The organism is Nitrososphaera sp. (assembly GCF_050748925.1).
GTDB lineage: Archaea > Thermoproteota > Nitrososphaeria > Nitrososphaerales > Nitrososphaeraceae > Nitrososphaera.
On record NZ_JBOGQF010000060.1, the window covers coordinates 1 to 10,862 of the forward strand.

A 10,862-nucleotide genomic window follows, 5' to 3' on the forward strand; every position below is an offset into this window, starting at 1 on the left:
AGCTCCCAGTGCTTCTTGTGCTCCGGGGGCGCCTCAAGAGAGTAGGCGCGCCAGATTATCTTGCCCACGCTTGGCACGTTGGTTCCGATGGTGAGGAACTGGCCTGCCTTAAAGTCCGGGATCTGGCCGCTCTCGGGAGTGATCTTGAATACGGCAAGGTCCTCCTTGATTACCTGGAGGTAGGTTATCTTGCCTTTATTGTCAACTACCATTATTGGCAAAGCTCGGGCTGTATCATATATACATTATTACACTCTATTCAGTAGGAATCAGCACAATACGCGCCGCAATTGTAAAATGATCCAGCCTTCATTATTGTTCCATGGCAGCAGGGTGGTTCAAGGGCGGAAGCGAAGACGACGTTGACGAGCTCAACACCGCGATAAACGAGCAGAGCGGAGAAGAGCGCAGGCTGGCAGGAAGGTTTCAGAAAGCTATGAACGAGTTTGCCACCGAGCGCTCGCTAGAGACCTGCCTCGATGCCCTCAACCTGTCGATACAGCTTGCAAACATACGGGCCAAGACGGCCAAGTCGTGGGAGCACTATGCCAGGATGATGGAAGGAGAGGTGACCCGGCTGTCGCGCCCGGAAAAGAAATAGTCACACCGGTATCGGCGCCGTCAACTGCTTAAAGTCGTCAAAGAGCGCGTGCGCAGACCTGCCGTTCAGGAACAGGAGGTACATGCCCTCGCCCATCAGGTTTTCAAGCGCTACGCTCACGTCCACTATCTTGGTCATGGGAAGATAGGAAAGCGAGTCTGCCACCAGCATCACCGCCGCCCTTTCGTGGTTGTCGACGACGTCAAACAGTATGGACTCGAGCGAGCCAAAAAACGCCATGTCGAACCTGTCGATTCTGGGCCGCATCACGGTTGCGATGGTCTGGAGCTCGTTGGAGCCGACCAGGGGCGACACGAAATTATGGCTGCCGGCAAACGCGACGTTGCGCTCTATGCTGCTGTATTCGTTTGACTGGAAAAACTCTTCGCATCCCTTTACAAGCTGGCCCTCGTCAAGCCAGGTCGACCTGCCCTCGTTCATGCGGGAAAAGAACGTCCTTGCGGCAATCATGTGCGGCTTGTTCAAGCGGCTTCACTTGCACGGCACTACTGAAAAACTATGCGGTTGCGGATGGTGCCGAGCTTTTCGATTGTTATCTCTACGATGTCGCCATCTTTTAGATAGCGCGGCTCCTTCATCGACATGGCGACGCCTGCCGGCGTTCCTGTGGATATGATGTCTCCTGCCTCTAGCGTCATGGTCCTGCTCAGCGCCGATATTATCCTCCTTATTGAAAGCACCATGTTGCTTGAAGGCGAGTTCTGCCGTATCTCGCCGTTGACCTTTGTGGTGATCAGGAGGTTCTGCGGGTCTGCAACTTCGTCCTTGGTCGTTATCCACGGCCCGCACGGCGCAAAGGTGTCTATGCCCTTGCCGCGGGTAAACTGCTTGTCCTTGAACTGGATGTCGCGAGCAGAGACGTCGTGCAGTATCATGTAGCCAAAGACGTTGTCCAGCGCGTCCTCCTCAGAGACCTTTTTCGTGTCCTTGCCGATGATGACTGCAAGCTCGGCTTCATAGTCCAGCCTCGTCACAAACGACGGGCAGATGACCTCCCGAAACGGCCTGTTGAGCGCGGTCCGGGGCTTCATGAATATCACCGGCTCGTCTGACGGGGTGAGGCCGGCGTCGCGGGCGTGGTCGTAATAGTTGAATGCAAGGCAGACGATTTTGGGCGGGTTTGGTATTGGAACCAACAATTCCACGTCTTCAATTCTGCGCTTGAAGGCCAGCCTGTCCTTTTGCTGCCTTACCTCGTCGAGCCAGCCGTGGAACATGAAATCCTTTATGCTGGGCGGCACCGGTATGCCGGTCTGCTCCTGGATCTCCTGGCGAATGACCAGGCGCCTGCCGTCGTCAGAAACAAGGGCATAGGTCTCTTTTACTTTGGCATCATTTATTCTCGCTATCTTCATTTTCCTTACCTGTGCGTCAGTATTGCAGTATTACTGCCATCTATCCTGCAGAACCCAAACCTTACGAACTGCACCCTTGCGTCCGGCTTTAGCGTAGACACGAATGATTCTGCGCAGCCCAAAGCTATCTCCAGGCTGTTCGTGTTGTACTTGTCGCCTATGTACAGTTCCTTCGGAATCATAACCTTGAAATCAACTATATCATCTTTTGCAATCCACTGGATCTTTTGCATCGACTGGCGGATTTCGGCGCCCCCCATCGACGCGTGGACGGACTTTACCCGGCCGTCACCGCGCTCTACGCGCTGTACCTTGATGTTGTAGAGCTCTATGAGGCGGACCTCGTCGCCTTCCTTCATGTTGCCGGCGTCGTCGCCTGCGATGTAGAAACGGCCTCCTGCCCTGACGCTCCTCGTGCCTAGCGACGCGTCGGTGGGATGGTTCTTTAGGGTCACCTGCCGCTCATCCGCGCCTTCCACGACCAGCTCTACAGGGTCGCGCACAAAGAAAAGGCGCATTGAAATAGGGTCGATAACCTTGCGGTTGAACGCCTCCAGCGACTCGAACGGCGGCTTTGTCTCTGCCAGCGTGATGCCAAGCGAGAGCACGAACCTGCGTATCGCCTCCGGCACAAAGCCGCGCCTGCGAAACGCCGACAGCGTCGGAAGGCGCGGGTCGTCCCACTCTTTTATGATGCCGTCGTCGATGAGCGGGCGGATCTTTCTCTTTGACACAGGCACGCCCTCAAATTCCAGCCGGGAAAACTCGATCATGGCCGGCTTGCGCAGGCCTAGCCTGTCAAGCACTGCAAAGTAGAGCGCGTTGCGCAGCTCGTATTCCTTGGTCCTCATGGCGTGCGTCACGCCGTCGAGGCTGTCTTCCACAGGAGCTGCAAAGTCGTACGTGGGCCAGACCCTTATCCTGCTTCCGAGTTTCGGGTGGTCGCCTTCGAGTATGCGGAAGAGCGCGGGGTCGCGCATGGCAGTGTTCTGGTCGGCCATGTCGCCTTTGAACCGGATTATGGCCTCGTTCTGCCCGTACGAGCCGTCGAACATCCGGGCAAGCCGGTCAAGCGAGGTAGCAGGGTCGCGCCTGCACTCGCACGGCAGGCCCTTGCCCCGCAGGTCGCGCACCGTCTCCTGGCGGCAGGTGCAGACGTACGCCCCGCCGGTCTGGACCAGCTTTTTCCCATAGTCGTGCAAGAGCGCCATGTCGTCTGACGTGTTTTTTGTCATGTCCTGCTTTACCCCGAGCCACTCCAGCCCCTCGCGGATGGCGTCATAGTATTCCAGCTTTTCCTTGAGCGGGTTGGTATCGTCAAAGCGCAGTATCAGTTTTCCATTATACATCCGGGCGTATTCCTCGTCGATTATCGCGGCCTTGGCATGCCCGATGTGAGGATAGCCGTTTGGCTCCGGCGGAAACCGGGTCACCACCTGCCCCATCACCGCGCCTTCAAGGGGAGGAAAGTGCTGCTGCTCGGCCGTTGCCTGCTTTTTTGCTTCAAGCTCGCCGGGCGCAATCTCTTCCAGCATCGCCTTTTGCGCGTCAAGTGGCATGGCGTTTATGGCCTGCACGGCCGTCTTGATTTCCGGTATGACCGCCTTTATCGAAGCGCGCATGTCGGGCCGGGAGCCGGCCACCTTTGAAATTATCGCGTCAAACTGCGCCTTGCCCTGGTGCTCGATCGCGTTTTTCAGCGCAAGCGTCTTGACCAGCTTTTCAATGTCTGGCGCAAGGGGCAAGCTACAGACTCCTGCCCACGATAAAGTCTGCCGCAAACTTGAGCGAGCTCTTGGCCGGGCCGTCATAGCCTGCGAGCGATTCAAGCGCCCTGCTCATGTGCTGCCTGGCCGCATTCCTCACGTCCTCGCCGACGCCCACGTCGGACACGACCCGGACCGCGTCGCGAATCTCCGACGCAGATGCCCCTTTAGAGCCAAAGACCTTTAGCAGCCTGTCCCTGTCGTCGCCTTTTGCCTTGCGCAGCGCAAGCAGTATCGGCAGCGTCTTTTTGCCTTCCCGGATGTCGTTGCCTGCCGCCTTGCCGGTCAGCTTGGGGTCGCCGATTGCGCCTATCAGGTCGTCGACCAGCTGGAACGCGACGCCGACGTGCCTCCCAAACGACGACAGGTTTTCTACGTCGCGCTCGGCCGGGTCCGGCGACGACAGGGCCCCCAGCGCGCACGACACTTCAAACAGCGCAGCGGTCTTTTTGCCAATCATGTCGACGTACTGCGCCTCGCTAGGGAACTTGCTATTTGACGCAAAGTCAATGTCGGTAACCTGGCCTTCGCATATCACGGTGCACGCATTTGCGAGCCGGCCCGTCATCTCTGTAATGGCGCGGTCAGATATCCCGGCCTTTCTGCCGTTGTACGATAAAAGCTCAAACGACTTTGAAAAGAGCACGTCGCCGCCAAGTATCGCAAGCGGCAGGCCAAAGTGCTTGTGCACCGTCGGCACGCCGTGGCGCATCTCGTCGTTGTCCATGATGTCGTCGTGGACGAGGGTGAAATTATGGACAAGCTCCACCGCGCCGGCGGCAGGCAATGCCCGCTTCAGGTTGCCGCCTAGGAGCTCGCAGCCCTTGACCACCATGAACGGGCGCAGGCGCTTGCCACCTGAGCGGATGTAGTGCGACGATGCCTGGTAGAGCGCCTTTGGCTTGCCCTCAAGGCTTGAAACGAGAAAATCATTCACCAAAGAGGCGCATGACTCTAGTTCGCCCTTTATGCTGCTGGCCTTCATGCGCGGTTGACCTCCTCTGCTAAAGCTCCTGTCAATATATACCTAGAGCTGGCAAGCGACGGGACGTTGCCGGCGCCCACAAGGAACATCGTGCTCTTTAATTCCGCCAGAACGGTGTCGGCAAACGCAAAGAGCGACTCCCTTGACTGCGACGCGGCGCGCAGGAACGGGTAGGCCATTGCCGCCATGCTTGCGCCTAGAGCCACGCACTTTGCGACTTCAAGGCCGTTGCGGAGCCCTCCTGACGCGATTAATGGGAGTTTCACCGCCCTCCTCGCCTGCACGAGGCTTGCGGCTGTCGGTATGCCCCAGTCCCAGAAGAGCTCGCCAAGGTGCTTTTTGATGTCGTTTTTCATCATCTCTGCGCGCACCTTTTCCACGCCAGCCCAGCTCGTGCCTCCGGCGCCGGCGACGTTGACGGCAGAGACGCCGGCCATCTCCAGTTTCGCGGCCACCTCTCGAGAGATGCCGGCCCCCACTTCCTTGACGATCACGGGGACGTCCATGTTCTTTACCAGTTCAGAGATCCTTGCAAGCACGCCGGCGTATTTTGGCTCGCCTTCCGGCTGCACCAGTTCCTGCAAAGGATTAAGGTGGACGACGAGCGCGTCGGCGCGTATCATCTTTACTATCTTTCTGGCGTCGTCGACGGTCAGGCCCTTGGCCAGCTGCGCGCCGCCAATGTTTGCTATCAGAAAAGCATTTGGGGCGTTCTTTCTCGCTATCGCATAGGTGGACGCCAGCTCTTCGCTTTTCAGGCCGGCGCGCTGGCTCCCAAGCCCCATGCCAAAGCCGTACTTTTCTGCCAGCTCGCCCAGCCTGCCGTTTATGACAGTTGCCTCGTCAGTCCCGCCGGTCATCGAGTCGATAATGAGGGGCGCAGAGAACCTGTGGCCGAGAAATGTGGTTGAAAGGTCGATGCTATCATAATCGATTTCTGGCAGTGCGTTGTGGACCAGCTTCACGTGTTCAAGGTACGTCGACGTCGTCCTGGCCTGCACGTTCTTTTGCAGCGGGATGTCGATGCCGTCTTTTTTGCGCTGCTTTATTATCTCAATGTCGGACGCAGAATCTGAAGGGTCTGGCAACTATTTCTTCCCCTTTACCAGCGTGCCTACGTCTCTCCTGCCGCCTGCCGCCTGGGCGATGCGCTCCGGTACTAGCCCGTTGACCAGCATGACGTCCATACCAAGTGATGCAATCTTAAATGCTTCCATTACCTTGCGCTTCATGCCGCCCGTGACATCAGCTGACACTTTGGCAAACTCGACACCGCTCTTTGGCCTCAAGACGGGCACGATTTCCTTGCTCGCCATGTCCTTATAGATGCCGTTGACGTTTGTGGCAAATATCACCCGCGACGGCCTCAGCGCCCTTGCGAGTATCGACATCAGCGAGTCGCCTGACAAAATAGAGTATTTGTTGCCGCCCATGTGGACCACGTCGCCAAACGTGACAGGCACGATTTTGTTCTGAGCCATCACTGAAACGCCTTTTATCTTTGACGCGATGGGTTTGTGTCCTGCCGTGTAAACTGGCGGCGGAATGGCATAAGGGTTAGAGCCTGCCTTTACCATCGCGTTTACGATTATCTGATTGAGCGCGACCATCGACTCGTGCACCACCGCCACGCCGCGCGGGTCGTAGGGCGCTGGCTTTGTATGCATGTCGTATTTCACGGACCAGTGGTGGCCAAACGAGCCCCCGCCGTGCACGACTATGAGGGGCATGTCAAGCCCCGCCAGCACCTTTGCGATGGCGTCGATGCCGCCGGCGTTGGCTGCAAGCGGCCTATCCTTGTGTGTGATCACCGAGCCGCCCAGCTTGACGAGTGCAAGCTTCATTTAGAACCGTACTTTTTGGATTGGATTTAAAGGTTAAGTGATGTGGCTTGGCTGCCTGTCCGGCGGGGCGTTGCCGGCAACCTGGCTTTTTGGCATCGTGAACTTTTTGTCGCTTGGGATGACATAGACCTTGACCGCGGTGTTGACGGCATAGTGCGCCGTGCCGTCCGGGTTGCGGTAGTTGGTCGCAATGCCGACGCGCTCTAGCGTGACCTTGACCTTAACCGTCGTGCCGTCTTCGAGCCGAAACGACACGGTGTCGTCGCCCACGCTTGCGTGGTCGAGCATCCGAAACTCTATCCTGTCGCCGTCTGCCATGGCCTCTCAAGCGCAGCATGGCTATAAAAGTCAGCGCCGGCGACGAATTTCGGCTTATCCATTTGGAACTATTTTCTTGCCCCATAGAAGAAAGCTACTGCATGTTAAAGTATGGTGAACCAGCGCTCTTTCTTCAATGGCCTCAAAAGGCAGAATAATATCCATAATCGCAGGAGTTAGCTTGGTTGCTGTATCAACACGATTGTTAATTCAATGGGCAAACCTGTCCTTTCAAGACTCGGCGCCTAGCCCTGCTTTAACCAGTATGAATGTCTCTCTTGAGCCAAGGCAAACACAGGATCTAAACCATCCTCTGATGGCAGGTCAGGTAATGGAGCTTCGCATAGAGCCCAACACGGGAAATGAGCCGATTCCAGAATATGAATTGCTGGTCACTCTTGTCGATCCTTCTGGTGGCATGGTGTTTACCAAATTCATCACCGAACCCTATTATCAAGAATTCAGGCCATTGTATCCCGGCTGGCACGCTATCATAATCACAAATGTCGGAGAGACGACCGTTGCATCTGGGGCGTGGATTAAGTCCCGCGCCTTTGAGGTGGATGATGATCAAGATGTGCCATTTGCTAATCATTGCAACATCCCACCATCATTCGAAAAAGGAAGAGACTTATCCTATCCTTGGTGCTGACAGCCGTGAAAGGAACCGAAAGCCATCCTCTGTCCATTTTCTGCTGAATGCACATCTCTCTATAAAATCGGGCCCGCGTTTCCCCATATCATAATCTATTTACGCTACAATTAACACTCTGATAGCCTTATCTTAGCCATGAGAAAGCGTCAAACGGCGGCTGAAATACCTCGAATGTAATACGGCCATGTAATACAGGCCATTTCCAATTTTAAAATGTAATAATCAAGGTCGGGACGAGCCATCTAATCGAACATCGGTTGCAGAGTAGGAGGTCTTTTTATTTTAGACAAAGAATCATGCAGAATCTATTATCGAAAGATCAGTGTCTTTTTTCTCTCCAAGCACTGCGATTGATTCAAACCAAGTAACAGTTCTCACACCCTTAATGGCCTTTATCTGCTCAGCAAGGTCTGCAATTTCTCTATTGGTTTTTACTACAGCATCAATCTGTAAATCGACGGCATTACTCAACGTTTGTACTGCCCTAGTGATACCGACAAGTGTAAGAACTTGTTTACTTACTGATGCGCCACTGTGTCCTTCCGTTGTCAAGAGAAAGGTAATTTGCCTCACTGCAAATTCCTGATACTTCAGAGAAAATGTGCGGACCAGTAAATCTTCTATTCTTTTTCGTCGACGCTGAAGTGTAGTAAGAGGAACCTGCAGAGTCCTCGACAATGCAACCATTGATACATCGCCTTTGGATACTACCAGTTCTTTTAGAAGTTTTTTATCGATTGACGACAGCAAACTTGCAGTATCTGTTCCAGAATTGCTTTTAGCTGCAGAACTACATCGCTTGTTTAGAATGGTCAGCTTGTTCATTCCATATAATAAATCAGAAAGTTGAGCGTTAGTTAAGGGACTAAGCACATCGGTGTTAATGCCTAGTTTCTTCATCTCTGCTATTATTAGTGGCCTCAATTCCTCGTCTAATTTTGCGGATGGCGCATCAAGGTTAGATTCAGTGATTTCCATATCCGACAGCCTATGGACTCCTCTGCCTAGGATTTAAATCTATCTTTAAATTGCTAAACAGTTTGCCCTTTTTCGGACATTCATGTTAGTATTACCGTCTTTCTTCCAGATCCTACTTCAGTAGGTAATAGGGAGCCTAGATTAGTCGCAAGCTTTCTGCCCACTATCACTTCCTTGAAGAAGCTCAATTTTTTGTTAATATGCCTCAGCCGAAACACCCTTTTCCGCATTCTAAAGTCAGGGCAAGGCCAGATGGAGTGACCTTATCTGCGTCGATTCCCAAGGAGATTGTTCATGCAATGCGACTGACTCCTGGCGAATCGATAGAATGGATATGGATAACGGAAGGCTTTACGTCATACTGTAAGGTAGTAAAGGTCCGAACTATCTAAGCTATATATGCAGTCATGCAAACGAACCAAAGGAAAGTATTGAATGATCATTTCTTGTCCTTATTATAAGGACCTAAGAATCGCTCGCCGTTAAAATGTATCATGTGTGATGGAGAATCAGCCGTTCAAACCTCGGTCTCCCACGAAATTTCTTTAAGATAATTACCCATCGTCGCTCTGTCAAGAAAAGCAGTTACGTACACTAGACCTGATTTTGCATTCTTAAAAATTTCCTGAAGCTCTTCAATTCTCTTTCCGCTGATAGGTCCATGACTAGTGACTGCTTCTATCAGGAAAAGCCAATTATTCTTAGTATCGTGGATGATGACATCGGGGATTTTGCCACGAGGCTCGATTTTGATGCCTAAGCGTCCGAGCGCTTCTTCTTCAAGAACTAAAGTCTTGTTTCCAGTATCTCCAAGATACAAGACTTTGCCGTCCTTTGTAAATCTTGGGGCAAATTCTTCAATAATTTTCTTTATGAGAGTATTTTGGCCTCCGCTAGAAAGTGTGACAGGCCTGCCGTCTGGTAGAGTCACAGGGATTTTTTCCATCTGTCTCTCTTTTGCATATTTCTCATTCAGACTCTTGAGCGTTAGTCTGTATGCATGTCCTGGCACCTAAAATTCCCGCATGCATAACAACACATGCCTGGATACACGCGATAAGCCCGTTCTTGAAACCGACCTCTGATTCGAATAATCCAGGACTAGTATTTAGTCACCTATTGGGCTCCATATTCTTGCCCAACCATGTAGATGCTAAGAATGTAGCCCTACTGGAAAGAATCATAGGCGACATGTCTCTCGAAGTTGATGAAGTTACACAAATCATTGGTAACCGTTACTTCAATCAATGCATCGTCAAGGCAAAGGATGCCATTAAGGAAGGCAAAGATAGTCAACTCCCGGAGATAATGCGACCTATCCTTGATCAAATACTTAAGATGAATGATGTTAAGATTAGAAATGAGGTTTACTCAGAACTTCAGAAAGGAGTCGAACGAGTAAAAGATCTATCGGAAGAGCTCACAAGAGCAAAAATTACGCAAGGCGAGTACGCCCAAAGGATTACTCTCCTGAATGCCCAAATTAACGGTCTCTTATCACAAATAAGTAAACTCAATGAGGGCACATCTCCGTCTAAAGAGGGGCTTCTGGAGATAATAATTCAAAAAATACGCGAATTTCTCTCAGAAAATCCGGGGAAAACCGAGAGCGAGGATGAAGATGAGCTGAAGTGATTACTAAGAGGAAGAGAAGTTCCATATTGGTTTCCTTCCATTTCAATTAATTTCTAGCCTACTTAGAGGCGACAAAATAGGTCTTCGTAGACAAGTATGGATTTGGAGCAATTTCCAAGGTGGTCATAAAGCGATCGGAGTAAAGATTAATGAATTTCGAAGTGCGAAATAGCTTTTGACGAACAAGTTTGAGAATCTTTTTAGCATTGAAAATACCTTCGGAGTTTATCGCGCAAGTATTCATAACATCATCGACCCCGGAAGTCATCTCCTTGCAATATTTAGTGTAGTAGGTCGAAGAGACATTTTCGACCAGTAATTGTATCGGTCATTTTTCGTTCAAAAATTCGTTTAGCGGTCCTACCTTTGCGGCTTCAATATACTGATTTAGTGAATCTTCTCAAAGGCTATTTTTTCGGTTCTTTGATGGTAACTTTCGTGATTTTGCGATTGTCAGAATCGGCCAATGTTACTGTGTCCATGTCCTGCTTGCCATCTAAGGGAAGCGGAAGCTCGGTCATTGCTTCAGATTTTCTATCTTTCATGATTTGACACTGACTGAAATTGGCTGCTCTTCCTGCATGGATAGATGTAGTGCCTTGGTAAAGGCTTTCAGTTCAGGCTCGCTGAACGGATCACTTTCCATTCGCGATACGCAGAGATCCTTGATGTTAGGATTTTCGATACCGATGCTGGTGAGATAG

General features: G+C 52.0%; 12 protein-coding genes and 1 pseudogene. 3 read left to right on the plus strand and 10 right to left on the minus strand.

The window, feature by feature from the left end:
• Nucleotides 1-212, minus strand: a pseudogene (locus tag ACREAY_RS06470) (ferredoxin--NADP reductase); the annotation flags it as partial.
• 110 nt (nucleotides 213-322) lie between these two features.
• Here ACREAY_RS06470 and ACREAY_RS06475 point away from each other — a divergent pair.
• The gene (locus ACREAY_RS06475) at nucleotides 323-601 is read left to right on the plus strand and encodes a hypothetical protein (protein WP_431754947.1); all 279 of its coding nucleotides are present in this window, start codon (nucleotides 323-325) and stop codon (nucleotides 599-601) included.
• Here ACREAY_RS06475 and ACREAY_RS06480 read toward each other — a convergent pair whose 3' ends face one another.
• The 7 genes from ACREAY_RS06480 to ACREAY_RS06510 are packed head-to-tail and all read right to left on the minus strand — an operon-like array spanning nucleotide 602 to nucleotide 6,890.
• Nucleotides 602-1,087: a hypothetical protein gene (locus ACREAY_RS06480; protein WP_431754948.1), complete on the minus strand. Its 486-nt coding sequence runs from the start codon at nucleotides 1,085-1,087 to the stop codon at nucleotides 602-604.
• Between the two features lie 20 nt (nucleotides 1,088-1,107).
• Nucleotides 1,108-1,977: a fumarylacetoacetate hydrolase family protein gene (locus tag ACREAY_RS06485; protein WP_431754949.1), complete on the minus strand. Its 870-nt coding sequence runs from the start codon at nucleotides 1,975-1,977 to the stop codon at nucleotides 1,108-1,110.
• Nucleotides 1,978-1,982: 5 nt separating this feature from the next.
• Nucleotides 1,983-3,722, minus strand: coding sequence for a glutamate--tRNA ligase (locus ACREAY_RS06490; protein WP_431754950.1), 1,740 nt, complete (start codon nucleotides 3,720-3,722; stop codon nucleotides 1,983-1,985).
• 1 nt (nucleotide 3,723) lies between these two features.
• Nucleotides 3,724-4,728, minus strand: coding sequence for a polyprenyl synthetase family protein (locus ACREAY_RS06495; protein ID WP_431754951.1), 1,005 nt, complete (start codon nucleotides 4,726-4,728; stop codon nucleotides 3,724-3,726).
• Entirely contained in the window at nucleotides 4,725-5,816 is a 1,092-nt protein-coding gene (fni, locus tag ACREAY_RS06500; RefSeq protein ID WP_431754952.1) for a type 2 isopentenyl-diphosphate Delta-isomerase, read from the minus strand. Before fni ends, ACREAY_RS06495 begins: the two co-directional genes overlap by 4 nt.
• Nucleotides 5,817-6,572 carry an isopentenyl phosphate kinase gene (locus ACREAY_RS06505; protein WP_431754953.1) on the minus strand — a complete coding sequence of 252 codons (756 nt, stop codon included), beginning with the start codon at nucleotides 6,570-6,572 and terminating at the stop codon, nucleotides 5,817-5,819.
• Nucleotides 6,573-6,605: 33 nt separating this feature from the next.
• Nucleotides 6,606-6,890 carry a hypothetical protein gene (locus tag ACREAY_RS06510; RefSeq protein ID WP_431754954.1) on the minus strand — a complete coding sequence of 95 codons (285 nt, stop codon included), beginning with the start codon at nucleotides 6,888-6,890 and terminating at the stop codon, nucleotides 6,606-6,608.
• 181 nt (nucleotides 6,891-7,071) lie between these two features.
• Here ACREAY_RS06510 and ACREAY_RS06515 point away from each other — a divergent pair, with 181 nt between their 5' ends.
• Entirely contained in the window at nucleotides 7,072-7,542 is a 471-nt protein-coding gene (locus ACREAY_RS06515; protein WP_431754955.1) for a hypothetical protein, read from the plus strand.
• Between the two features lie 297 nt (nucleotides 7,543-7,839).
• Here the strand turns inward: ACREAY_RS06515 and ACREAY_RS06520 are convergent, their stop codons facing one another.
• Nucleotides 7,840-8,523 (minus strand): hypothetical protein, encoded by a 684-nt coding sequence (locus ACREAY_RS06520; RefSeq protein ID WP_431754956.1) that lies wholly within the window; start codon nucleotides 8,521-8,523, stop codon nucleotides 7,840-7,842.
• A gap of 517 nt (nucleotides 8,524-9,040) precedes the next feature.
• Nucleotides 9,041-9,535 carry a BsuBI/PstI family type II restriction endonuclease gene (locus ACREAY_RS06525; protein ID WP_431754957.1) on the minus strand — a complete coding sequence of 165 codons (495 nt, stop codon included), beginning with the start codon at nucleotides 9,533-9,535 and terminating at the stop codon, nucleotides 9,041-9,043.
• A gap of 107 nt (nucleotides 9,536-9,642) precedes the next feature.
• Between ACREAY_RS06525 and ACREAY_RS06530 the strand changes: the two genes are divergently transcribed.
• Nucleotides 9,643-10,158 (plus strand): hypothetical protein, encoded by a 516-nt coding sequence (locus ACREAY_RS06530; RefSeq protein WP_431754958.1) that lies wholly within the window; start codon nucleotides 9,643-9,645, stop codon nucleotides 10,156-10,158.
• The last annotated feature ends 704 nt before the right edge of the window (nucleotides 10,159-10,862 follow it).